The sequence below is a fragment of the Knoellia locipacati genome, from assembly GCF_007992835.1.
Classification (GTDB): domain Bacteria; phylum Actinomycetota; class Actinomycetes; order Actinomycetales; family Dermatophilaceae; genus Knoellia; species Knoellia locipacati.
Genome location: NZ_BKBA01000002.1, coordinates 77303 through 100807, shown reverse-complemented (window position 1 = coordinate 100807; position 23505 = coordinate 77303). Strand labels below are relative to the sequence as shown.

General features: G+C 72.8%; 24 protein-coding genes. 17 read left to right on the top strand and 7 right to left on the bottom strand.

Features of this window, described 5'->3' with window-relative positions; all coding sequences use genetic code 11:
• Nucleotides 1-272 precede the first annotated feature (272 nt).
• The gene (locus KLO01_RS00905; protein ID WP_147061670.1) at nucleotides 273-1001 is read left to right on the top strand and encodes an HU family DNA-binding protein; all 729 of its coding nucleotides are present in this window, start codon (nucleotides 273-275) and stop codon (nucleotides 999-1001) included.
• Nucleotides 1002-1094: 93 nt separating this feature from the next.
• On the opposite strand, the gene KLO01_RS00900 is transcribed toward KLO01_RS00905, so the two are convergent.
• Entirely contained in the window at nucleotides 1095-1304 is a 210-nt protein-coding gene (locus KLO01_RS00900) for a hypothetical protein (protein WP_147061669.1), read from the bottom strand.
• A gap of 9 nt (nucleotides 1305-1313) precedes the next feature.
• Nucleotides 1314-1937: a 2-phospho-L-lactate guanylyltransferase gene (gene cofC, locus KLO01_RS00895; protein ID WP_147061668.1), complete on the bottom strand. Its 624-nt coding sequence runs from the start codon at nucleotides 1935-1937 to the stop codon at nucleotides 1314-1316.
• Nucleotides 1938-2056: 119 nt separating this feature from the next.
• Between cofC and KLO01_RS00890 the strand changes: the two genes are divergently transcribed.
• Nucleotides 2057-2935, top strand: coding sequence for a lysophospholipid acyltransferase family protein (locus tag KLO01_RS00890; protein WP_307725650.1), 879 nt, complete (start codon nucleotides 2057-2059; stop codon nucleotides 2933-2935).
• Entirely contained in the window at nucleotides 2932-3930 is a 999-nt protein-coding gene (locus KLO01_RS00885) for an NAD(P)H-dependent glycerol-3-phosphate dehydrogenase (RefSeq protein WP_147061667.1), read from the top strand. The genes KLO01_RS00890 and KLO01_RS00885 overlap by 4 nt, the downstream gene beginning before the upstream one ends.
• A 17-nt stretch (nucleotides 3931-3947) precedes the next feature.
• On the opposite strand, the gene KLO01_RS00880 is transcribed toward KLO01_RS00885, so the two are convergent.
• Nucleotides 3948-5033 carry a trans-sulfuration enzyme family protein gene (locus tag KLO01_RS00880; protein WP_147061666.1) on the bottom strand — a complete coding sequence of 362 codons (1086 nt, stop codon included), beginning with the start codon at nucleotides 5031-5033 and terminating at the stop codon, nucleotides 3948-3950.
• Between the two features lie 51 nt (nucleotides 5034-5084).
• Between KLO01_RS00880 and KLO01_RS00875 the strand changes: the two genes are divergently transcribed.
• Nucleotides 5085-6230, top strand: a complete 1146-nt coding sequence (locus tag KLO01_RS00875; RefSeq protein WP_147061665.1) for a D-alanine--D-alanine ligase family protein — start codon at nucleotides 5085-5087, stop codon at nucleotides 6228-6230.
• Nucleotides 6231-6239: 9 nt separating this feature from the next.
• On the opposite strand, the gene KLO01_RS00870 is transcribed toward KLO01_RS00875, so the two are convergent.
• Entirely contained in the window at nucleotides 6240-6695 is a 456-nt protein-coding gene (locus KLO01_RS00870; protein ID WP_246135983.1) for a DUF3515 family protein, read from the bottom strand.
• A gap of 2 nt (nucleotides 6696-6697) precedes the next feature.
• On the bottom strand, nucleotides 6698-6931 hold the full coding sequence (locus tag KLO01_RS00865; RefSeq protein WP_147061664.1) for an Lrp/AsnC ligand binding domain-containing protein: 234 nt from the start codon (nucleotides 6929-6931) through the stop codon (nucleotides 6698-6700).
• A gap of 162 nt (nucleotides 6932-7093) precedes the next feature.
• On the opposite strand from KLO01_RS00865, the gene thiL reads away from it, so the two are divergent.
• Complete coding sequence (gene thiL, locus KLO01_RS00860) at nucleotides 7094-8098, top strand: thiamine-phosphate kinase (RefSeq protein WP_246135982.1); 1005 nt, start codon at nucleotides 7094-7096, stop codon at nucleotides 8096-8098.
• Between the two features lie 144 nt (nucleotides 8099-8242).
• Here the strand turns inward: thiL and rpmB are convergent, their stop codons facing one another.
• On the bottom strand, nucleotides 8243-8437 hold the full coding sequence (rpmB, locus tag KLO01_RS00855) for a 50S ribosomal protein L28 (RefSeq protein ID WP_009778186.1): 195 nt from the start codon (nucleotides 8435-8437) through the stop codon (nucleotides 8243-8245).
• Nucleotides 8438-8608: 171 nt separating this feature from the next.
• On the opposite strand from rpmB, the gene KLO01_RS00850 reads away from it, so the two are divergent.
• From KLO01_RS00850 to mutM, 9 genes are all read left to right on the top strand, one after another.
• Nucleotides 8609-10315 (top strand): DAK2 domain-containing protein, encoded by a 1707-nt coding sequence (locus KLO01_RS00850; protein WP_147061663.1) that lies wholly within the window; start codon nucleotides 8609-8611, stop codon nucleotides 10313-10315.
• 4 nt (nucleotides 10316-10319) lie between these two features.
• Nucleotides 10320-12539: an ATP-dependent DNA helicase RecG gene (locus KLO01_RS00845; protein WP_147061662.1), complete on the top strand. Its 2220-nt coding sequence runs from the start codon at nucleotides 10320-10322 to the stop codon at nucleotides 12537-12539.
• A 4-nt stretch (nucleotides 12540-12543) separates the two neighbouring features.
• Nucleotides 12544-13107, top strand: a complete 564-nt coding sequence (rsmD, locus tag KLO01_RS00840; RefSeq protein WP_147061661.1) for a 16S rRNA (guanine(966)-N(2))-methyltransferase RsmD — start codon at nucleotides 12544-12546, stop codon at nucleotides 13105-13107.
• Nucleotides 13108-13141: 34 nt separating this feature from the next.
• Nucleotides 13142-13774 carry a hemerythrin domain-containing protein gene (locus KLO01_RS00835; RefSeq protein ID WP_147061660.1) on the top strand — a complete coding sequence of 211 codons (633 nt, stop codon included), beginning with the start codon at nucleotides 13142-13144 and terminating at the stop codon, nucleotides 13772-13774.
• Nucleotides 13775-13822: 48 nt separating this feature from the next.
• On the top strand, nucleotides 13823-14326 hold the full coding sequence (coaD, locus tag KLO01_RS00830; RefSeq protein WP_147061659.1) for a pantetheine-phosphate adenylyltransferase: 504 nt from the start codon (nucleotides 13823-13825) through the stop codon (nucleotides 14324-14326).
• 182 nt (nucleotides 14327-14508) lie between these two features.
• Entirely contained in the window at nucleotides 14509-15090 is a 582-nt protein-coding gene (locus tag KLO01_RS00825; protein ID WP_186827867.1) for a YceD family protein, read from the top strand.
• Nucleotide 15091: 1 nt separating this feature from the next.
• Complete coding sequence (gene rpmF, locus KLO01_RS00820; protein WP_147061657.1) at nucleotides 15092-15286, top strand: 50S ribosomal protein L32; 195 nt, start codon at nucleotides 15092-15094, stop codon at nucleotides 15284-15286.
• A gap of 11 nt (nucleotides 15287-15297) precedes the next feature.
• Nucleotides 15298-16071, top strand: coding sequence for a ribonuclease III (gene rnc, locus KLO01_RS00815; protein WP_147061656.1), 774 nt, complete (start codon nucleotides 15298-15300; stop codon nucleotides 16069-16071).
• A 19-nt stretch (nucleotides 16072-16090) separates the two neighbouring features.
• Nucleotides 16091-16969 carry a bifunctional DNA-formamidopyrimidine glycosylase/DNA-(apurinic or apyrimidinic site) lyase gene (gene mutM, locus KLO01_RS00810; protein ID WP_147061655.1) on the top strand — a complete coding sequence of 293 codons (879 nt, stop codon included), beginning with the start codon at nucleotides 16091-16093 and terminating at the stop codon, nucleotides 16967-16969.
• Between the two features lie 40 nt (nucleotides 16970-17009).
• Here the strand turns inward: mutM and KLO01_RS00805 are convergent, their stop codons facing one another.
• A complete protein-coding gene (locus KLO01_RS00805) occupies nucleotides 17010-18968 on the bottom strand; it encodes an acyltransferase family protein (protein ID WP_147061654.1) in 1959 nt (652 codons plus the stop codon).
• Nucleotides 18969-19042: 74 nt separating this feature from the next.
• Here KLO01_RS00805 and KLO01_RS00800 point away from each other — a divergent pair, with 74 nt between their 5' ends.
• The 3 genes from KLO01_RS00800 to smc all read left to right on the top strand — a co-directional run bounded on the left by KLO01_RS00800 (nucleotide 19043) and on the right by smc (nucleotide 23485).
• Nucleotides 19043-19366, top strand: a complete 324-nt coding sequence (locus tag KLO01_RS00800; RefSeq protein WP_147061653.1) for an acylphosphatase — start codon at nucleotides 19043-19045, stop codon at nucleotides 19364-19366.
• A gap of 95 nt (nucleotides 19367-19461) precedes the next feature.
• Nucleotides 19462-19749: a chorismate mutase gene (locus KLO01_RS00795; protein ID WP_147061652.1), complete on the top strand. Its 288-nt coding sequence runs from the start codon at nucleotides 19462-19464 to the stop codon at nucleotides 19747-19749.
• A 160-nt stretch (nucleotides 19750-19909) separates the two neighbouring features.
• A complete protein-coding gene (smc, locus tag KLO01_RS00790) occupies nucleotides 19910-23485 on the top strand; it encodes a chromosome segregation protein SMC (RefSeq protein ID WP_147061651.1) in 3576 nt (1191 codons plus the stop codon).
• Nucleotides 23486-23505: the final 20 nt, after the last annotated feature.

Here is a 23505-nt window from a genome sequence, read left to right as displayed (position 1 = left end):
GATGGGGCTCGCGCGTCCCGTGACGCCCGAGTTGCGTTGTGGCACAGGCGGATTCGTCCGGGTGTGCCGTGTGCAGCGCCCGAGACGCGGCCGTGCGGCGGTTTGCCCCGTGGGTCGGGGCTGTCCGCCAAAGCGCTTGTGGGACAACGGAACACGTCCCGAGGGTGGTGGACGCGCCCTGCACGCGGGCCTAACGTCGTTGACAGGTCAGGTGATCGCCTGGTCGCACGCACATCGTCGGGTCGGCCGACGGCACACACGATGGAGAGCCAGTGAACAAGGGAGAACTCGTCCGGGAGCTCGAGAAGCGTCTCGGCAGCCGCAAGGCAGCGACCGAGGCCCTCGATGCGGTCCTCGACACGATCGTCCGCGAGGTCACCAAGGGTGGCAAGGTCGGCATCACCGGCTTCGGCACCTTCGACCGGGTCGAGCGCGCCGCGCGCACCGGCCGCAACCCGCACTCGGGCGCCAGCGTGCGCATCCCGAAGGCCAAGGCTCCTCGCTTCCGTGCCGGCGCCGCCTTCAAGTCCTACGTCAAGAAGCCGTCGCTGCTGCCCAAGGCCTCCCCGGCCGCACAGCGTGCCAGCGCCGGCTCCGCCACGGCGACCGCTGCTGCGAAGAAGGCAGCTCCCGCCAAGAAGACGGCGACCAAGGCGACGGCGACGAAGGCCACCGCGACCAAGACCGCCGCGAAGAAGACCGCGACCAAGGCCGCCCCCGCCAAGAAGACGGCGACCAAGGCGGCGACGAAGGCCACCGCGACCAAGACCGCCGCAAAGAAGACGGCGACCAAGGCCACGGCGACCAAGGCCACCGCGAAGAAGACGGCGACCAAGACCGCGTCCGCCGCGAAGTCCACCGCCAAGAAGGCGACCACGGCGACGAAGGCGGTCGCCAAGAAGGCCCCCGCAAAGAAGGCCACGACGGCGACCAAGGCCGTCGCGAAGAAGGCTCCCGCCAAGAAGGCCCCCGCGAAGAAGGCCACGGCCAAGAAGCGCTGAGCCGGGCACGACGAGAGGGCCGACACCGCGATGCGGCGTCGGCCCCCTCCGTCTGCCACCGCCGGCGTCGTCGAACGGCGCCCACGGGGTCGGTCAGCGGATGACCTCGCCCTCGCCGATGCCGACGATCCAGAGCCGGGTGACGTCGGTGCCCTCGACCTCGACGCTGACCCGCTGGCCCGGCCGCACGTGGCGCAGGGCGCTGCCGGCGAAGACGCTGCTCGGCCAGGACACGAGCCGGCCGTCGTCGAGCAGGGCCGAGCCCGACCCGTCGTCGGAGAAGGTGTGGATGCTCGCTTGCACGCCCCGACGCTATCGCTCGAGGGCGGCCCGTGTCCTCGGGCCCAGGGTGAGGTGCGCCAGCGCCCAGCGCAGCGACTCCTCGTCGTCGACGTCGTGACGCAGGCCGGGGGCGTCGACCTCGAGGGGCGCGTGGCCGAGGTCGCGGTGCCGGGCAGCGCTGCCCGGTCCGAACGCGAGGGTCGGCGAGTGGCCCCCGGTCGCACCGACGAGGGCGGTCCCGGTGCCGTCGGCATCCGCGACGAAGAAGGTCGGGTGGAGCTCACCGGCCCGCAGGGTGGACTCCAGCTCGGCGGGGCGCAGGGCGGGGTGGTCGCCCAGCAGCACGGCCACCCGGACCGCCCCCGCGGCGTGGGCCGCTGCGACACCGGCCGCGCAGGCGTCGTCCAGCCCCGTCCCGGGGTCGGCCACCACGAGGTGTCCGGACGAGCGGGCGTATGCCGTCTCCGACGGCTCCGAGGTCACGACGACCACCCGGGCCGGGCCGACGACCTGCCCGGCGACGTCGAGCGTGTCGTGCGCGACGGCGGCGACGACGGCACCGTCGTCGAGCGAGTGGCGCAGCCTCGACTTCGCCGTCGGACCGCCCTTGACGGGGATGACGACGTGCCATCCGGGGTCGGGGGCTGGCTCCATGGCTCGATCCTCTCCCGCCGGGCCCGCCTGCTCGACATCACCCCTCGCGACGACCAAGATGTCCGCAGACCGCGGCCCCCGAGTCGCGGCTCATCTCCGTCACGCGACGAAAGGGCTGCATGAGGACCGGGCCACGACACTCCCCGCCGGCATACCGGTTCGCCGTCACCGTCCTTCGGCCCCTCCTCATGTCGCTCACGAGGCGCAGCTGGACGGGAGCCGAGCACCTGCCGCGGGACCGTGGGTTCGTCGCCGTCTCGAACCACATCTCGCACGTCGACCCGTTCGTCTTCGCGCACTTCCTCAACGACGAGGGGATCGTGCCGCACTTCCTCGGCAAGGTCGAGGTGTTCCGCATCCCGCTCATCGGGGCCATCCTGCGCGGAGCCGACCAGATCCCGGTCTACCGCGAGACCGGTCAGGCCTCGGACGCCTACCGGGCGGCGGTGCAGGCCGTGCGGGACGGCAAGTGCGTCGCGATCTATCCCGAGGGCACCGTGACCCGCGAGCCCAACCTCTGGCCGATGCGGGGCAAGACCGGGGCCGCCCGGATCGCGCTCGAGACCGGGTGCCCCGTCGTCCCCGTCGCCCAGTGGGGTGCCCAGGAGATCCTCGGGCCCTACTCGCACCGCCCGAGCGTGCTCCCGCGGCACACGATGCAGGTCAGCGCCGGGCCACCGGTCGACCTCGCCGACCTCCAGGGCCGGCCCGTCACCGCGGACGTCCTCGCCGAGGCGACCGAACGGATCATGGTGGCCCTGACCCGCCAGCTCGAGACACTGCGCGGTGAGCCGGCGCCGCAAGGGCGGTTCGACCCGCGCGAGCACGGCATCACCGTGACCGGGCGTCCGCGCGCGGTCACCCCGAGCGAGCGTTCCGACACGCTGGGCGCGGCCCACCCCGCACAATGGGCCGACGACCAGCCGGACGGGCAGCCCGACGACGTGCCCGGCGGCCGGCCCGACGACCACCCCGACGATGTGGAGGACCGCGCGTGAGCACTGCAGCCGTTTTCGGTACCGGCAGCTGGGGGACCGCCTTCGCCGCCGTCATGGCCGACGCGGGCACCGACGTGAGGATGTGGGGCCGACGCCCCGAGGTCGTCGACGCGATCAACGCCGGGTGCAACGACGAGTACCTCCCCGAGCTCCCGCTCCCGCAGCGGATCTCGGCGACCTCGGACCCCGAGGAGGCCGCGGCCGGCGCCGACATCGTCGTGCTCGCCGTGCCGTCGCAGACGCTGCGCGACAACCTGGGTTCCTGGGGCTCGGTCATCCCGACGGACGCTGCGGTGGTCTCGCTCATGAAGGGTGTCGAGCTCGGCACCACCAAGCGGATGAGTGAGGTCATCGCCGACGCCGGTGGGGTCGACCCCGCCCGCATCGTCGTCGTGTCCGGACCCAACCTGGCCCGCGAGATCGCCGTCAAGCAGCCGGCCGCCAGCACCGTCGCGGCCGCGGACGAGGCAGCGGCGCAGCACGTCGCGGACGCGTGCGCCGCGGCATACTTCCGGCCCTACACGAGCACCGACGTCGTCGGGACCGAGATCGCGGGGGCGACCAAGAACGTCATCGCGCTGGCCGTCGGCATGGCCGAGGGCCTGGGCATGGGTGATAACTCCAAGGCCTCGATCATCACCCGCGGTCTGGCCGAGACCACCCGCCTGGGCATGGCACTCGGGGGCTCACCCGTGACGTTCGCGGGCCTCGCCGGTGTCGGTGACCTCATCGCCACCTGCATGTCCCCGCTGTCGCGCAACCACAGCTTCGGCGTGCGGCTCGGTCAAGGGATGACGGTCGACGAGGTCGTCGCCGTGACGAAGCAGACCGCCGAGGGCGTGAAGTCGTGCACCTCGATCCTCGACCTCGCTCGCCACCACGGCGTCGACGTGCCGATCATCGAGCAGGTCAACGCGATGATCACCGAGGGCAAGTCGGCCCAGGACGTCGTCGGCGCCCTGCTGTCACGGCCGCGCAAGGCCGAGACCGGCTGACCCGGGTCGGCGGCGGCTCAGGCGCCGGTCGCCGCGTCGATCGCTGCGGACAGGTCGCGCCACAGGTCGTCGACGTCCTCGATGCCGACCGAGAGGCGGAGCAGGTCGTCGGGCACGGCCTCGGGCTCGCCGGGCTGGCGACGGCGCCGCTCGACCTGGCTCTCGACGCCGCCGAGGCTCGTCGAGTGCACCCAGACCCGCGTGGCCGCCGACACGCGCTCGGCCGTCTCGGCGTCACCGCCGACCTCGATCGCCACCATGGCGCCGAACCCGGGGTAGCGCACCCGCGTCACCCCCGAGTGGCCGGTGAGGCGCTCGGCCAGGGTGGCTGCGTTGGCCGACGCGCGCTCGAGCCGGACCGAGAGGGTGCGCAGCCCGCGCAGGGCGAGCCACGTCTCCATCGGTCCCGCGATCGCGCCGTGGAGCTGGCGGTGGCGACGCACGCGCTCGTGCAGGGCACGGCCGGCGTCGTCGGTGCCGGTGACGACCGCGCCGAGGAGGAGGTCGCTGTGGCCGGAGAGGTACTTCGTCACCGAGTGGACGACGAGGTCGGCGCCCAGGGTGAGCGGCTGCTGGAGCAGGGGAGTGGCAAAGGTGTTGTCGACGGCGACGAGGACGCCGCGCTCGCGGGCCGCGGCGGCGAGCACCTCGACCTCGGCGACGTCGAGCAGTGGGTTGGTCGGTGACTCGAGCCAGAGCATCGCCGCACCGTCGAGGAGCGCGACGACGGCGTCGGTGTCGGTGACCTCGACCTGGCTCACGACGACCTCACCGGCCTCGGAGCGGTCGGCGAGCGTGACGAGGGTGCCGTTGTAGGCCGCGGACGGCACGACCACCCGGCCGCCGTGGGGGACGAGCGAGAGGGCCGCGGCGACAGCCGCCATGCCCGAGGCGAACACGAGCGCGTCGCCACCCTCGAGCGACCCGAGGGCCTCCTCGAACGCCGACCACGTCGGGTTCGCGACGCGGGCATAGCTCGCCGGACCGTCCGCGTGGTAGGTCGAGGTCAGGGTGAGCGGCGCCCCCACCTGCGCGCCCGGCTCGCGCGGCACCCGGCCGAGGGCGACGAGGCGGGTGGCGGGGCTGAGGTCGTCGTGTTCCACGCGGGCGAGCGTATGCCGGGTGCCTCCCTCCCCGGGATAGGGTCTCTGGCGATGGACACCGAGCTGAGCACCCCGGACCCTGCCCTCGAGCCCCGCCGCCTGAGGGTCGCCCTCGTCTTCGGTGGACGGTCCTCCGAGCACGCGGTGTCGTGCGCCACGGCGGCCAGCGTGATGTCGGCGCTGGACCCGGAGCGCTACGAGGTCATCCCGATCGGCATCGCCAAGGACGGCAGCTGGGTGCTCGCACCCAACGACCCCGAGCCGCTCCGGCTCGCCCCGGGCCACGTGCCCGAGGTCGACGCCTCCGGTCCCGCCGTCCTCGTCCCCACGAGCATGTCGGCGAGCCACCTCATCGTGCAGGAGCCCGGTGCGGCGCCGCGCGAGCTGAGCGACGTCGACGTCGTCTTCCCGCTGCTCCACGGCCCGTTCGGCGAGGACGGCACCATCCAGGGCCTGCTCGACCTCGCCGACGTGCGCTACGTCGGCTCCGGGGTCACGGCGTCGGCCGTGATGATGGACAAGCACATGATGAAGGTCGTCTTCCAGGCGGCCGGGCTGCCCGTCGGCCCCTACGTCGTCATCACCGACCGCCAGTGGCGCCGCGACCCCGAGGCCGCCCTCGACGCGGTCGGGGCGCTGGACTACCCCGTCTTCGTCAAGCCCGCCCGGGCCGGCTCGAGCATGGGCATCACCAAGGTCGACTCCGCCGAGGACCTGCGCGCAGCCGTCGAGGCGGCGCGTGAGCACGACCCCAAGGTCGTCGTCGAGCAGGGCGTCGTCGGACGCGAGATCGAGTGCGGCGTCCTCGACGGCCACGGCACCGACGCCCCGCGGACGAGCCCGCTCGGCGAGTGCATCGTCGTCAAGGGGCACGCCTTCTACGACTTCGAGGCGAAGTACCTCGCCGACGACGACATCCGGCTCGAGTCCCCGGCCGACGTCGCCCCCGACGTCGCCGAGCAGGTGGCCGCGATGGCGCTCACCGCCTTCGAGGCGGCGGGCTGCGAGGGACTGGCCCGGTGCGACTTCTTCCTCACCGAGGGTGGCGAGCTCCTCATCAACGAGATCAACACGATGCCCGGCTTCACGCCGAGCTCGATGTACCCGCGCATGTGGGCTGCGGCGGGTCTGACCTACCCGCAGCTCATCGACGAGCTCATCTCGCTCGCGATGGAGCGCCGCGTCGGCCTGCGCTGACCAAGGACCTCAGCGGCAGGCGAGGGAGTTCGTGGGCAGGGCCCGTGCGGCCCTGCTGAACGCCGGGAGCAGCAGCGGCTCCGGCGCGTAGTCCCTAGGAATGAGGACCTCGATGGCCGGGTCGCGCCCGAACGTCGTGAACCGGGTGCCGTCGCTCAGCGGCTGGGCGACCCAGCCGAGCCCGTCGACCTCGATGCAGTCGTCGGTCGTCGGTCCGAGAGCCGGGGCACCGCACCTCGCGATGATCGCCGGATCACCGTATGCCGCACCGGCGCTCGGGTCGGACACCTCACGTCGTGCGTGGTCGCCGACGTCGGCGGGCCACGCGGAGGCGACCGCACGGCATACCTCACCGCCGGCCAGGGGAGTGGGCGCGATCTCGACGGCGGACGAGCAGCCGGACACAAGGACGACGGCGGTGGCGCCGAGCGCCACCGCCGTCGTCGAACGCTTCCGTGGAGGCACGGTCAGACGTGCACCACCGTGCAGGTCAGGGTGCGGGTGATGCCCTCGACCTCCTGGATCTTGGCGATGACGAGCTTGCCGAGCTCGTCGACCGTCTCGGCCTCGACGCGCGCGATGCAGTCGTAGGGACCGGTGACGTCCTCGGCGAGCGCCACTCCCGGGATCGCCGCGATCGCCTGGGCCACGGCGGCCGCGCGACCGACCTCGGTCTGAATCAGGATGTAGGCCTGGACCACTGGGTGTCACCTCACTGTCGTGGAGCGCATGCGAGCCGCTCCGTCGGGTCTTCGTCGACCGTCGCCGGGGCGGCGGTGTCTGCACGGTACCGTGCCGAGAGTTCACACGTCGCGGGTGGCTCAGGAGGTGGCAGTGTGGTCGCGCACATCACGATCGGATCGGTGAGCGAGTCCGATCTGCTCGCGCGGATCATCCCGATGTTCGGGGAGAGCCCGCACGCCGGCTCCGGCGTCGTCGTGCCACCCGGTGACGACGCCGCCGTGCTCGCCACGAGCGGGTCCGTCGTCGTCACCACCGACTCGATGGTGCGCGGCCGTGACTGGCGCGACGACTGGTCGAGCGGGCACGACGTCGGGACCAAGGTCGTCGCCCAGAACGTCAGCGACGTCGCGGCGATGGGCGCCGTCCCGACGGGCCTGCTCGTCGCCCTCGCCGCAGACCCCGATACCGACCTCGACTGGGTGCTCGACCTCACGCGGGGCATCGCGGACGCGGCCGAGGACGCCGGGTGCCCCGTCGTCGGCGGTGACCTCTCCTCAGCCCCGCCGGGCGTCGTCATCGTGTCCGTTACGGCGTTCGGCGACCTTCAGGGGCGCGCGCCGGTGCTCCGGTCGGGTGCGCGGCCGGGCGACATCGTGGCGGTTGCCGGCTCGCTCGGCTGGTCCGGCGCCGGGCTTGCGCTCTACGAGGCGGGTGCCCGCCCGACGACCCTGTCTCTCCCACCGGACCAGCACAGCGACCGGGACAAGAACATGTCGGTGCTCCAGTGGTACCACCGGTCGCCACGCCCGCCGTGGGAGTCCGGCCCGGTGGCCGCAGACGCCGGCGCGACGTCGATGATCGACCTCTCCGACGGCCTTGTCCGGGACGGCGGGCGCATCGCGACAGCGAGCGGCGTCGAGCTCGCCCTGGACGAAATGGCACTACGGGGATATCTCTACGCGTTCGAGGAGGCACTGACTCCCGACGAGGGCTGGAGGCAGGTCCTGTCCGGGGGAGAGGAGCACTCGCTGCTCGCGACGTTCCCCCCGGGATCGGTGCCCGATGACCTGGCCGCCCCCTGGACCGTCATCGGCGAGGTCGTCGAGGCCGGCCCCGCCGGACCGCGGCTCACGGTCGGGGGAGCGGTGCCGAGCGTCACCGGCTGGGACCACTTCGCCGGCTGACCGGCATACGCAGGTTTGTGTCCGACTTCTTGCCCTGCTGGGACCGCTCGCTGGCGCTCGCCGTCCCAGCAGGGCAAGAAGTCGGGGATGCGAGAGGGCGCCGTCCGGAGACCGGACGGCGCCCTCTCGGGTACGGCTAGGGGGTCAGCGCTTGACCTTGCCCGCCTTGAGGCAGGACGTGCAGACGTTGAGACGCTTCGGCGTCACACCCTTGTCGCCGACGAGAGCCTTCACGCGCTGGATGTTCGGGTTCCAGCGACGCTTGGTGCGGCGGTGCGAGTGCGAGATGCTGTGGCCGAAGCCGGGTCCCTTGCCGCAGACATCGCAGTTGGCAGCCACGGTGGATCTCCTTGAAGTCAGGTGTCAAACGAGACCGACTGGATGGCCAGCCGTCTCAGGTCAGTGGATTCCGGTGCCCGCCCCGGATGGGGCTCACGCGGAACCGCTCAAGAGTAGCCGAGTTCGGGTGTGGCTCCAAAACGGGCCGGAGCCGCCCGATAGCCTGCCACCGTGCCAGCCGTTCTCGATGCCGACGCCGCCCGTCTCTGGGGTGCGCTGACCCGCGCCGCGTTCGCGGCGAGGCGCACCGAGATCGACGACCTCAACGTCTTCCCCGTCCCGGACGGCGACACCGGCACCAATCTCTACCTCACCATGGACGCCGCGATGGGCGAGGTGCGTCGCGAGCACGCGAACCGGGGGATCCTCGGCTCGGCCTCGCTCGTGGACGAGGCGCGGACGCTCTCGCGCGCCCTGCTCATGTCGGCCCGGGGCAACTCCGGCGTCATCGTCAGCCAGGTCGTCGCGGGCATCAGCGCCGTCATCGTCGAGGAGGAGCTCGACGAGGTCGACGGTCCGGCGTTGGCACGCGCCGTGACCCGTGGCGCCGAGCTCGCCCGGGCCAGCGTGGCCCACCCGCAGGAGGGGACGATCCTCAGCGTGGCCGACGCCCTGGCCGCGGCCGCCCGCGAGGCCGCCGACGGTGGTGGCGATGCGGTCGAGGTGGCCGCGGCCGGTGTGGCGGCGGCCGAGGAGGCGCTGGCGCGCACGCCCGAGCAGCTCCCGACCCTCGCACAGGCCGGGGTCGTCGACGCCGGGGGCGCCGGGTGCCTGCTCATGGTCGAGGCGCTGCACCGCGCCCTCACCGGCTCGTGGACCGACGAGTCCGGCTCGCTCCAGCAGGCGACCGAGGACCTGCTGCTGCCCCGCTCGTCGTGGCACTCCGACCCGACCCCCGGCAGCGAGTCCTCCACGACCACCCGGCAGCGCCCCGAGGGTGACGACCCGATGGACACCCTGCCCGTCGGCATCGACGGCCCGGCGTTCGAGGTCATGTACCTCCTCGAGGACAGCGACGCCGAGCGGGTCGGTCAGCTCACCACCGCACTCGACGGGCTCGGTGACTCGCTGCTCGTCGTCGGCGGTCCCGAGCTCTGGAACGTCCACGTCCACGTCGACGACGTCGGTGCCGCCATCGAGGCGGGCCTCGCCGCCGGGCGCCCGCACCGGATCAAGGTCACGCACTTCGCCACCCAGGTGGCGGCCCGCGAGCCGCAGAGGTTCGCTGTCGTCGCCTGTGCCGCCGGCCCGGGCATGGCGGCGATCCTCGAGGACGCCGGCGCGTTCGTCGTGACGAGCGCCCCGGGTGCGCGGGCCTCCGCAGGACAGCTGCTCGAGGCCATCCGCGCCACGGGCGCGGCGTCGGTCGTCGTCCTGCCCAACGACAAGGACACCCTCATGGCGGCCGAGGTCGCGTGCCGGGCAGCCGACGAAGACGGGCTCGTCACGGCGATCGTCCCCGCACGCACGGCGGTGCAGGGCCTGGCCGCCCTCGCCGTCGTCGACTTCGACCGCGGGCTGCGCGAGAACGCCATCGCCATGACCGGTGCCGCCGTCTCGACCCGCCACGGCGCCGTCTCGATCGCCTCGCGGGAGGTGCTCACCTGGGCCGGACCGGTCTCGGTCGGCGACGTCCTCGGCATCGTCAGCGGCGACGTCGCCCTCATCGGCGACGACCTGGCCGCCACGGCCAACGAGGTGCTCGACCGACTCCTCTCCGGTGGCGGCGAGCTCGTGACCCTCGTCTCGGGCGTCGACGCCGACGAGGCCCTCGTCGACGCGGTCGCCGACCACCTTGCCAAGGACCACGCCGAGGTCGAGGTCGTGCGTCTCGACGGCGGCCAGCAGGTCTACCCCCTGCTCCTGGGGGTGGAGTAGCCCGGTGTACTCGGAGTCCACCCCGCTCTCCAAGGTCCTCGGCAAGCGCGAGGCCACGAAGTTCAGGACGGCCCGGGGCATCACCACCGTCGGCGACCTCCTGGGCTACTGGCCGCGGCGCTACCAGTCACCCGAGAGCAACCTCGCCGCGGCGAGGATCGGCTCCTACATCGTCGCCGTCGCCGAGGTGAAGTCCGCGACCACGCGCACGATGAAGGCCCGGCGTGGCCGGATGCTCCAGGCCGTCATCACCGACGGCAGCAAGGACCTCGAGATCACCTTCTTCTCGGCGCACGGCCACGAGGGCAAGCTCCTGCCCGGCACGCGCGCCCTGTTCGCCGGCAAGGTGTCGTCGTTCAACAACCGGCTCCAGCTCGCCCACCCGGGCTACTCGCTGCTCAGCGACTTCGACCGCGGCGAGCGCCGCGACCTCATCCCGATCTACCGCGCCGTCGGCAACCTCCACACGTGGACGGTCACCGAGTGCGTGCGGATGGTCCTCGACCTCCTCGACGAGACCCCCGAGGCGATCCCGGAGCCGATCCTCGACCGGCGCGACCTCATGGACCGCACCGCCGCCCTGCGGGGGATCCACACGCCGGCCTCGACGAGCGAGGTCGACGCGGCCCGCCGGCGGATGTCCTACGAGGAGGCCTTCGTCCTCCAGGTCGCGCTCGCCCAGCGGCGGGCCCGCCAGGCGCAGGAGTCGACCAAGGCCCGCGTGCCGCGCCCGGGAGGACTGCTCGACGCTTTCGACGCCCGCCTGCCGTTCACCCTCACCGACGGCCAGCGCGAGATCGGCGAGACCCTCGCGGCCGAGATGGCGCGCGACGTGCCCATGCACCGGCTCCTCCAGGGAGAGGTCGGCTCCGGCAAGACCGTCGTCGCACTCCGGGCAATGCTCGCGGCGGTCGACGCCGGAGGTCAGGCGGCGCTGCTCGCCCCGACCGAGGTCCTCGCGGCCCAGCACCACCGCTCCATCACCGCGATGCTCGGCGACCTGGCCGAGGGCGGCATGCTCGGCGGGAGCGACATCGGCACGAGGGTCACGCTGCTCACGGGCAGCATGCCGACGGCCTCCCGTCGCAGGGCGATGCTCGACATCGCCAGCGGAGACGCCGGCATCGTCATCGGGACCCACGCCCTCATCCAGGAGCACGTGAGCTTCCAGGACCTCGCCCTCGTGGTCGTCGACGAGCAGCACCGCTTCGGCGTCGAGCAGCGCGACGCCCTGCGCGGCAAGGCCGCCCAGCCCCCTCACGTGCTCGTCATGACGGCGACCCCGATCCCGCGCACCGTCGCGATGACGGTGTTCGGCGACATGGAGACCTCGACGCTGAGCGAGCTCCCCGCGGGACGTGCGCCGATCACCACGCACGTCGTCCCCGAGGGCAAGCCGGGGTGGCTGCAGCGCACGTGGGTGCGCGTCGCCGAGGAGGTGGCCCAGGGCCGCCAGGCCTATGTCGTGTGCCCCCGCATCGGCGACGACGACGAGCCCGACGACGACACCGAGATCTTCGACGCCGACCCGAGCAACGGGGTGGACGGGGGTGACGACGGCGACGACGGTGGCCCCGACGAGGGCGACGACGGGGCCGGGGCGCCGCCGCGCCCGCTCGCGTCGGTTCACCGCGTCCACGCCGACCTCGTCGCCAACCCCGCCCTCGCCGGGCTGCGCATCGAGATCCTCCACGGCCGCCTCGCCGCCGAGGACAAGGACGCCGTGATGCGCGAGTTCGCGGCGGGCGACATCGACGTCCTCGTCTCGACGACGGTGATCGAAGTCGGTGTCGACGTCCCCAACGCCAGCGTCATGGTCGTCATGGACGCCGACCGCTTCGGTGTCTCCCAGCTGCACCAGCTGCGTGGACGGGTCGGTCGAGGGGGCCTGCCCGGGCTCTGCCTGCTCGTCCACGCCGGCGCCCCCGACACGCCCCACGAGCGGCTCGACGCGGTGTCCGCGACCACCGACGGCTTCGAGCTCTCGCGCATCGACCTGCGCCAGCGGCGTGAGGGCGACATCCTCGGCTCGTCGCAGCACGGCGTCCGCAGCCAGCTGCAGTTCCTCCACGTCCTCGAGGACGAGGACCTCATCGAGGCGGCACGCGAGGACGCCCACGGCGTCGTCACCGACGACCCCGACCTCTCCGCCCACCCCCGGCTCGCCGCGCTCGTCTCTGCGCGCGTCGACGCCGAGCAGGCGGCATACCTGGAACGAGGATGAGCCCGTGACCCGCATCATCGCCGGCACGGCCGGTGGCCGAGAGCTCCGGACCCCGCCCGGACGCGGGACCCGGCCGACGAGCGACCGCGTCCGCGAGGCGCTGTTCTCGGCGCTCGAGGCGCGCGACGCGCTTGCGGGCGCGCGGGTCATGGACCTGTATGCCGGCTCCGGCGCGCTCGGTCTCGAGTCGGCCAGCCGTGGTGCGGCCGAGGTGACGCTCGTCGAGTCCGACCGCGCCGCGGCCTCCGTGGTCCGCGACAACGCCGCCCGGCTCGGCCTGCGGGCGAGCGTCCTGCCCACGACGGTGTCCTCCGCCCTCGCCGGTGCGCCACGACCACTCGACCTCGTCTTCCTCGACCCGCCCTACGACCTGTCCGAGGAGTCGCTGGCCGGCGACCTGGCCGCCCTGGTCGACCGGGGCTGGCTCGTCGAGGACGCCCTCGTCGTCGTCGAGCGGTCGAAGCGCTCGGCCGAGCCGGCGTGGCCCGAAGGGCTCGTGCCCGAGCGGCTCAAGAAGTACGGCGAGACGGTGATCTGGTATGCCGTCCGGACTGTCGGGTCCCAGTGACCCGACAGCGCCCCTGATCAGCCAGAATGCGGGGATGAGCGACTACGAGATCCCCCGTCCGACCAGTGGTGACGTCCTCGACCTCATCCTCGCGGACCACCGCCTGTTCGAGGACTTCCTGCGCCTGGCCCGTCGCACCGACGCCGACCGGGACGCCGCCCGCAGCGCCCTCTGCGAGCTGCTCGTCGCCCACGCGGAGGCCGAGGAGGAGAAGGTCTACCCGACGTTGCGCCGCAAGCGCGCCATCGGCGCCCACGAGGAGGAGCACGGCGAGGAGGAGCACGCCGAGATCACCGAGGCGATCGTCGGCTTCCTCGAGGCCAAGGGGACCGACACGGACAAGTACGACGAGGCGCTCGAGGAGCTCGCCACGGTGGTCAACCACCACAGCAACGAGGAGGAGCAGACCATCCTCAACCCGGCGCGCGAGGACGTCTCCGAGGACGTGCGAGCCGAGCTGGGCGTTGCCTGGGCGACCCGGCGCAACCAGCTCCTCGAGGAGGGGTGCGCCAGCCTCGACCAGGTCAAGGCGCTGCTGCGCCGCGCCGAGTCCGAGGGCGTCATCGCCACGCCCACAGCGAGGGAGAAGGCCGACGCCATCAAGGAGGACGCCAAGGAGAAGGCCAAGGAGGTCGAGGAGGCCTCCAAGGCGAAGGCCAAGGACTGAGGCGCGGCGCCCGGGCCCCGTGGGACCTCGGTCAGTAGGGTGACGCGCGTGAGCGACAACATCAGGCGCGCCGTCTGCCCGGGGTCCTACGACCCGATCACCGTCGGGCACGTCGACGTCCTCGTGCGCGCTGCGGCCCTCTACGACGAGGTCGTCGTCGCCGTCCTGCACAACCCCGCCAAGTCGGGGACGTTCAGCATCGAGGAGCGGATCGGCTTCATCGAGCGGGCCCTGCCCGAGGAGGCCGCCGGCCATGTGCGGGTCGAGGCCTTCGCGGGCCGCCTGCTCGTCGACGTGTGCCGCGACGTCGGCGCCGACGTCATCGTCAAGGGCCTGCGCGGTGGCACGGACTACGCCTACGAGCTCCCGATGGCGCTCATGAACCGCCACCTCACGGGCGTCGAGACCGTGTTCCTGCCCGGTGCGCCCGAGTTCGAGCACGTGTCGAGCTCGCTGGTCAAGGAGGTCGCGCGGTTCGGGGGAGACGTGGCCGGGCTCGTCCCCGACGAGGTCCACGCGGCGCTCGCGGAGAAGCTCGCGCAAGGGTCCTGACCCCGCCCGCTCCTGCACGGGTTTGGGTCCGCAGGGGTGGTCGCGAAGGTGACCACGGCTGCGGACGCGACCGGCCGGCATACCGACCGCATTTGGGCAGGCGGCACCCCCTCCGGTACCTTTGATCTTCGGTCTGCGTCAGCCGTGACGACCGACCGAACCACTCGACCATGGCAAGGGAAATGAACCGTCTCGATCCTCGGTCTCCTCTGGTGCTCGACACCAAGGAGGTCGGCCGGCGACCCGGCTCGATGGCGGAGCTCTCTCGTGAGGTCGAGGCACCAGCCGAGTTCGGCACGGAGGTGCTGCGCGTCGCCGAGGGGGAACCCTTGGACCTCGACGTGCGGCTCGAGTCCGTCGTCGAGGGCGTCCTGGTCACCGGTTCGGTCCAAGGAACGGCGACCGGCGCCTGCGTGCGGTGCCTGGATCCGATCAGCCACGATGTGGATGCCCGGTTCCAGGAGCTGTTCGCCTACGCCGATCGCAACGCCCACCACCAGGAGGTGGGCGACGAGGACGCAGCCGAGGAGTACCTCATCGAGGACGGTCTCATCGACCTCGAGCCGGTGCTCCGGGACGCCGTGGTGCCTGCACTGCCGTTCCAGCCCGTGTGTCGTCCGGACTGCCCGGGGCTGTGTTCCGAATGCGGAATGCACCTCGCGGAGGACCCGGACCACGCACATGACGTGATCGACCCCAGGTGGGCGGCTCTCACGGACCTCGGGTCCGAGTCGCCCGCGACGCAGACAGAGAAGAGGACCTGACGTGGCTGTTCCGAAGCGGAAGACGTCGCGCTCCAACACGCGCCACCGCCGTGCCAACTGGAAGGCCACGCCGGTCACGCTGACCACGTGCCCCCAGTGCAAGGCCCCGATGCAGCCGCACATCGCGTGCCCGTCGTGTGGCAGCTACAACGGCCGCCAGTACGGCGTGGCCGAGCGCACCGAGCACCAGGGCTGAGCCCACTCCTCATGGGGAGGGGCACGCAGCGCCCTGCGGCCCTCGAGCCGCTGCGCCCCGTCGATGAGCTCCACCAGCACCTCACCGAGGTGACCGGTGGAGACATCGACGAGGCGCTGCTCGGTCGTGCCCTGACGCACCGGTCGTACGCCTACGAGGCCGGCGGCATCCCGCACAACGAGCGGCTCGAGTTCCTCGGGGACTCCGTGCTGGGGCTCGTCGTCACCGACACCCTCTACACGACGCACCCGGACCTCACCGAGGGCCAGCTCGCCAAGCTCCGGGCGGCCGTCGTCAACATGCGCGCGCTCGCCGCCGTGGGGCGCACCCTCGGGCTGGGGGACTACATCCTGCTCGGCCGGGGCGAGGAGTCCACCGGCGGTCGCGACAAGGACTCGATCCTCGCGGACACCGTCGAGGCCGTCATCGGTGCGACCTACTCGAGCGCCGGCCTGCCCGCCGCCAGCGAGCTCGTCCACCACCTGCTCGACCCGCTCATGGCTCGTTCGGCGACCCTCGGCGCCGGGCTCGACTGGAAGACCAGCCTGCAGGAGATCTCGGCCCTGCACTCGGCCGGCCCGGTCGAGTACGCCGTGCAGCAGGAGGGACCCGAGCACGCCAAGACGTTCACCGCACAGGTGCTCGTCGACGGCGTCGAGCTCGGCAGCGGTGTCGGCCGCACCAAGAAGGACGCCGAGCAGCAGGCCGCCGCCCAGGCGTGGCAGGCCCTGCGCGAGCGTCACGGCGACGGGCTCGCGACCGCGCCCCTGCCCGACCTCGGCTGACCGGGGACGACGACAACCCGTGCCCGAGCTGCCCGAGGTCGAGGTCGTCCGTCGTGGTCTGGCCGACCACGTCGTCGGCCGGTCGATCGCCACGGCCGCCTTCACCGGTGCCCGCGTCGCGCGCCGTCACGTCGCCGGCCCCGCGGACCTCGCCGACCGGATCACCGGGCTCGAGGTCAGCGCCGCGCGCCGCAGGGGCAAGTACCTCTGGCTCGTGCTCAGCGATCAGGCACAGCCGGTCCTCGGCCTCATCGCACACCTCGGCATGAGCGGCCAGCTGCTCGTCGAGGCGGCCGACGCCCCCGACGAGAAGCACCTCCACGCCCGGTTCACCTTCGCCGACGGCGGCCCCGAGCTGCGCTTCGTCGACCAGCGCACCTTCGGCGGGTTCGCCCTCGACGACCTCGCGGACGACGGCGTGCCGCACCAGATCCGGCACATCGCGCCCGACCCGTTCGAGCCGGTCTACGACCAGGCTGCGGTCGTGCGCCGGATCAAGGCCAGCGACAGCGCGATCAAGCGGATGATCCTGCACCAGGGCGTCGTCTCGGGCATCGGCAACATCTATGCCGACGAGGCGCTGTGGCGCGCCAAGGTCCACGGTGAGCGCCCGGCGAGCAGCCTCACGAAGCCGGCCATCTCCCGCGTGCTCGACCACGCCCGCGACGTCATGGCGGCGGCCCTGCTGCAGGGCGGGACGAGCTTCGACGCGCTCTACGTCAACGTCAACGGCGCCTCGGGCTACTTCGACCGGTCGCTGCACGCCTACGGGCAGGAGGGCGAGCCCTGCGCTCGGTGCGGGACGCCGATCCGCCGCGAGCAGTTCATGAACCGCTCGTCGTTCAGCTGCCCGAGGTGTCAGCCGCGCCCGCGGACCCCTCGGCCCTCGCGCGCCTGACGAGCTCGCACGACGTCGTGGTCGGGGTCCGGGGGAACGGTCAGGGGACCGGGAGCTCCTTGAGCGTCACGGCCTTGCCCGTATGCCGCTCGCTCAGGTCCGCGAACGCCTGCCGGATGGTCTTGGCGTAGAGGTGGGCGCCGACGAGCGACGGGTGGATGCCGTCGGACTGGAGCTGGCGGGTGGTGCCCTCGAGCGCGGCGTCCCAGTCGGCGATGGCGACGTTGTCGCGGCCCTTGGCGAGCTCTTTGAGGGCGGCGTTGTCGGACGCGATGCGGTTGATCCTGCCGTGGAGCGTGACGAGGACGACCATGCGGTCGGGGCCGAGCGCGTCGAGCGTGGCCCTGGCCCGGTCGAGGTCGGTGCCGGCGTTGGTGCCCAGGGCCAGGATGACGGCCCGACGGTTGCCGGCTCCTCGGGTGCTGGCGACCTTGAGTCCCTCGGACCACTGGCGGTTGGAGCGGGCGTCCATGCGGATGCCGGGGAAGTAGTAGCGCAGGGCGTGCACGCTCCCCACCATCATCGAGTCGCCGTAGCCGTCGATCTCGGTGCCGGTGGGCATCGCCCACGTCTGCTTCACGGGTGCCGGCTTGGCCGCCGGTGCGGTGGACCGCGGTCCGGGTGTCGCGCCGCGGGCACCGGAGCCCGTCGTGCCGGCCGAGGCGGCGGTGGGTGAGACCCGAGCGGCGGCGGCGTTGGCGTCGAGCAGCTGCTCGACCCGCGTACGGGTCGGGGCGGTGAGGAGGACGGCCGTGAGGGCGATGGCGAGGACGGCGACGCCGGCCCAGACGATGCGCGCGGTGCGGGTGCCGGCATACCGGATCGTGTGGAGCGCGTGGCGCGCCGTGCCCCGGAAGCCGCGTCGCCTCACGGGCGTCTCGATGAAGCGGTAGGAGAGGTCGGCGACGGCCACGGTCACGACGACGCACCACAGCCGCGACCAGAGGTAGCCGTCGGCGGAGCGCTCGGCCCAGGCGAGGTCGGCCTCGACGATGAGGATGACGGGCCAGTGCCAGAGGTAGAGGCCGTAGGAGCGCTCGCCGACCCAGCGCAGGACCGGCAGGTCGAGCACGGTGCGCAGGGGAGTGGGGCGCTCGACCACGCCGAGCACGAGGACGGCCGTGGCCAGCGAGGCGAGGAGGATGCCGCCGCGGAACGTGAAGGGCGTGGACTCGTCGAGCAGCGCGACGAGGGCCACGAGCACGACGGCCGCGGCAGCGACGGCGGGCACCCGGACCCGGTGCCACTGCGCCGTCGACGTCCAGGCGCGGTGCGGTGCCGCCCACGCGAACGCCAGCGCCGCACCGAGCATGAGACCCATGAGGTGGGTGTCGGTGCCGTAGTAGACCCGGGTCGCGCCGAGCGAGGGGTCGAAGCGGACTGCCATGAGGACGGCGGACCCGAGGGCGAGGGCGACCGCGACCCCGGCGCGCGCCCGTGACGACGGCGCGAGGCGCAGGAGCACGAGCGCGACGACCGGCCACACGAGGTAGAACTGCTCCTCGACCGCGAGCGACCACAGGTTCATGAGCAGCTGCGGCGCGGTGCTGTGGAAGTAGTCGGAGCCGGCCGCGATCTCGAGCCAGTTGCTCGTGAAGGTCAGGGCGCCGACGGCCTGGCGGCGGATGCCGACGAGCAGGTCGCCCTCGACGAGCCGGGCCAGCAGGATGACGCTCGGCACGAGGACGAGCAGGGCGGGCAGCAGTCGGCGGGCGCGGCGGGTCCAGAACCCGCGCAGGTCGACCCGGCCCTCGCGGGCGTGCTCACGCACGAGCAGCGTGGTGATGAGGAAGCCGGAGATGACGAAGAAGACGTCGACGCCGAGGAAGCCACCGGGCAGCCAGCGCGGGTCGAGGTGGAACAGGAGCACGGCGACGATGGCGGTGGCACGCAGGCCGTCGAGACCGGGCAGCCGCCCTCCCGGGCGCGACGCAGCTCTGCCGGGCGGGGGTGCGGAGGTCGCGGCCCCGGGCCCGAGCGACGGGCTGTCCACGCTCATGCCCATAGGCTATGGAGACGCACCGACACGGGCGTGGAGGCGCGCTGGGGCGGCGGCGACCTACGATCGGCGGCATGGAGAGCAGCCTCGACCCCGGCACCGACGGGGTGCAGCCCGTCCGGGTCACCGTGAGCGTGCGCGGACGCGTCCAGGGCGTGGGCTTCCGCTGGTGGACCCGGGCCCGAGCGCTCGAGCTCGGGCTGGCGGGTTCGGCGCGCAACACCGACGACGGACGGGTCGAGGTCGTGGCCCAGGGGCCGCGCGGCGCCGTCGAGCGCCTCGTCCGCCTCCTGTCCGAGGAGCCGTCGACGACGCGTCGCCCCGGAGCGGTCGTGTCGGTGTCGACGCCGCTCGAGAGCGCACCGCGCGAAGGCGTCACCGGCTTCGTCGAGAGGTGAGCGGACGGCGCGGGTCCCACGCCTCTGCACCGCCCGGCATACCGGGTCGTGGGACGCGGGGGACCGCGGGGGGCGCGCGTTCATACGATGGTCCGATGAGCGACGCCCCTCCCGAGCTGGTCCGCCTGCGTTCGAGCATCGACAACATCGACGCAGCCCTCGTGCACCTGCTCGCCGAGCGGTTCAAGTGCACGCAGCAGGTTGGCGAGCTCAAGGCGACCGAGGGGCTGCCGCCTGCGGACCCCGCCCGTGAGGAGCGCCAGATCACCCGGCTGCGGGCGCTGGCCAAGGAGAGCGGGCTCGACCCGGAGTTCGCCGAGAAGTTCATCAACTTCGTCATCGCCGAGGTCATCCACCACCACGAGTCGATCGCCAACGGCTGACGCGCGAGACGCGCCCGCGTCCACCCCCCCACGTCCCACCAGCCACTGCCGTCACAGGCAACGCAGGCCCCGTCGCAGGTCCCGGGAGCCCCGTCCCCCCGCCGGTACAGTGACGACGTCGTCCCGTCCGCATGCCCCCCGAAGAACCGAGAGCCACCGCGTGTACGTCAAGAGCCTGACCCTCAAGGGGTTCAAGTCCTTCGCCTCGGCCACGACCATGCGTCTCGAGCCCGGCATCACGTGCATCGTCGGCCCCAACGGCTCCGGCAAGTCCAACGTCGTCGACGCGCTCGCCTGGGTCATGGGGGAGCAGGGCGCCAAGACCCTGCGCGGCGGCAAGATGGAGGACGTCATCTTCGCCGGCACCGCCGGCCGCCCGCCGCTCGGCCGGGCCGAGGTGAGCCTGACGATCGACAACACCGACGGTGCGCTGCCGATCGACTACACCGAGGTGACGATCACCCGGACGATGTTCCGCAACGGTGGCTCCGAGTACGCCATCAACGGCACCCCCAGCCGCCTGCTCGACATCCAGGAGCTGCTCTCCGACAGCGGCATCGGCCGCGAGATGCACGTCATCGTCGGCCAGGGCCAGCTCGACGCGGTGCTGCGCGCGACCCCCGAGGAGCGCCGCGGCTTCATCGAGGAGGCGGCCGGCGTCCTCAAGCACCGCAAGCGCAAGGAGCGCGCGCTGCGCAAGCTCGACGCGATGGAGGCCAACCTCACCCGCGTCCACGACCTCACCGGCGAGATCCGCCGCCAGCTCGGACCGCTCGGTCGCCAGGCCGAGGCCGCGCGCAAGGCCGCCGTCATCCAGGCCGAGGCGCGCGACGCCCGCCTGCGCCTCGTCGCCGACGACCTCGTCCAGCTCACCTCGACGCTCGAGCAGGAGGTCGCCGACGAGACCGCGCTCATCGAGCGCCGCACCACCGTCGAGAACGCCCTCGAGTCGCTGCGCTCGCGGATCACCGAGATCGAGCGCCAGGCCGCCGACGCCGCGCCCGAGCTCGGGCGCTCGCAGGACCGCTTCGTCAGGCTCCAGTCCCTGCGCGACCGGCTCGAGTCCACGGCCTCCGTGGCCCGTGAGCGCGTGCGCCTCCTGAGCCAGGACGACGTCGACGAGACGACGTCCGGCCGCGACCCCGAGGAGCTGCGGGCGCAGGCCGCCCAGGCCCGCGAGGCCGAGCAGAAGCTCGCCGCCGAGGTCGCCACCGCCGCCGAGCAGCTCGCCGCCGCCGTCACCTCCCGCGAGGAGGCCGAGAGCGCGTATGCCGGTGAGCAGCAACGCCTGTCGCGTCTGGCTCGCGCCGCTGCCGACCGTCGCGAGGGACTGGCCAAGCTCGCCGGCCAGGTCGGCGCCCGGCGCAGCCGGATCGAGGCGGGGGAGGCCGAGATCGGTCGGCTCCGCGGGATCATCGAGGCCTCGCTCGCGCGCGCCTCCGAGGCCGAGAAGGAGTTCGCCCGGCTCGAGGGCACCGTCGCCAACGACGAGGAGGGCGAGGAGGGTCTCGACAGCGCCTACGAGACCGCCGCCGAGGAGCTCGCCACCATCGAGACGAGGATCGCCGAGCTCGAGAACGTCGAGCGCGAGGCCGAGCGCGACCGCGCGTCGGCCGCCGCCCGCGTCGAGGCGCTCGGGATGAGCCTGCGGCGCAAGGACGGCGCCGCCGCCCTCCTCGCCGCCTCCGAGGACGGCGACCGCGGCCACGGCATCGTCGGCACCGTCGCCTCTCTCCTCCAGGTGAGCGGCGGGCACGAGGGTGCCGTCGCGGCCGCCCTCGGCTGGGCGTCCGAGGCGCTCGCCGTGGGCACCGCCCAGGACGCCGCCCGTGCGGTCACCAGGCTCCGCGAGGAGGACCACGGCCGGGCCACCCTGCTCGTGGGTGACACCGCAGTCCCCTCCGACCGCTCCTCGTGGCCGGCGCTCGACGGCTCCGCCGTCTGGGCCCGTGACGTCGTCGACGCCCCGGCCTCCGTGCGACCGGCCGTCGAGCAGCTGCTCGACCTCGTCGCCCTCGTCCCCAACGCCGAGCACGCCCTCGCCCTCGTCGCCCGTGGTGAGGGCATCACCGCGGTGACCGCCGACGGCGACGTCTTCGCCCCCGGCTGGGTGCGCGGCGGCTCGAGCAGCGGCCAGTCCCTGCTCGAGGTCCAGTCAGCGCTCGAGGACGCCCAGGCTGCGACTGCTGCTGCGACGACCCGGGGCGAGCAGGCGCGGTTCGCCCTCGTCGCCGAGCGCGACAAGGCCGCCGCGGTGACCGAGCGGGTCGAGGCCGCCCTCGAGGCGCTGCACGACAGCGACGCCCGCATGGCCGCCGTCGCCGAGCAGCTCGGTGGACTGCAGTCCACGATCCGCACGAGCCGCGCCGAGGTCGAGCGCACCGAGCGGACCATCGCCGACGCGGAGGCCGCGCTCGAGAACGACCGCCTCGAGGAGACGGCGCTCGCCGCCCGCCTCGAGGAGGCCAGTGCGGAGCCGACCGAGTCCGAGGAGCCCTCGACCGACGAGCGCGACGCCCTCGAGCTCGCCGCCAGCCGGGCCCGCACCGCCGAGACCGAGCTCCGCCTCACGCTGCGCACCAAGGAGGAGCGGGCTCGCTCGCTCAAGGGACGGGCCGACTCGCTCGAGGGTGCGGCCCGCAACGAGATCCAGGCCCGCGAGAAGCTCCGCCAGCGCCAGGAGCGCCGCCGCCGCGAGGCGACCATCGCCGACGCCGTGAGCCAGGCCGCGGCATACGCGACCGACCGCATGGCGACCGCGCTGGTCCGGGCCGCCCGCCTGCGCGACGAGGCCGAGGTCGAGCGCACCCGCCGCGACACCGCCGTCCGCGAGCTGCGCACCGAGATGGCCACGCACCAGGACGAGCTGCGTGACCTCACCGACTCCGCGCACCGTGACGAGGTCGCCCGCGCCCGCCAGGTCGCCCGGATCGAGCAGCTCCAGGCCAAGGCGGTCGAGGAGCTCGGCATGGACCCGGACGTCCTCATGGAGGACTACGGCCCGCACCAGCCGATCCCGTTCATTGTCGGCCCCGACCACGAGGGCGACGTGCCGATGCCGTCGGCGTTCGTGCGCGACGAGCAGGAGAAGCGCCTTCGCAAGGCCGAGCGTGGCCTGTCGGCCCTGGGTCGGGTCAACCCGCTGGCGCTCGAGGAGTTCGCGGCGCTCGAGGAGCGCCACAAGTTCCTCACCGAGCAGCTCGAGGACCTCAAGAAGTCCAAGCGCGACCTCCTCGACATCGTCAAGGAGGTCGACGAGCGCGTCGAGCAGGTCTTCACGCAGGCCTACCACGACACCGCCGAGCAGTTCGAGCGCGTCTTCCAGCGGCTCTTCCCCGGCGGCTCCGGCCAGCTCGTCCTCACCGACCCGGGCGACATGCTCACGACCGGCATCGAGGTCGAGGCCCGCCCGCCCGGCAAGAAGGTCAAGCGGCTCTCGCTGCTCTCCGGTGGCGAGCGCTCGCTCGTCGCGGTGGCGCTGCTCGTGGCGATCTTCAAGGCCCGGCCGAGCCCGTTCTACATCATGGACGAGGTCGAGGCCGCCCTCGACGACACCAACCTGGGCCGGCTCATCACGCTCTTCGAGGAGCTGCGCGACAGCAGCCAGCTCATCGTCATCACCCACCAGAAGAAGACGATGGAGATCGCCGACGCGCTCTACGGCGTGAGCATGCGCGGCGACGGGATCACGACCGTGGTCTCGCAGCGCATCCGCGACGTCGCCGCCACCGCCTGAAGGGGGCGACCCGACCCGGC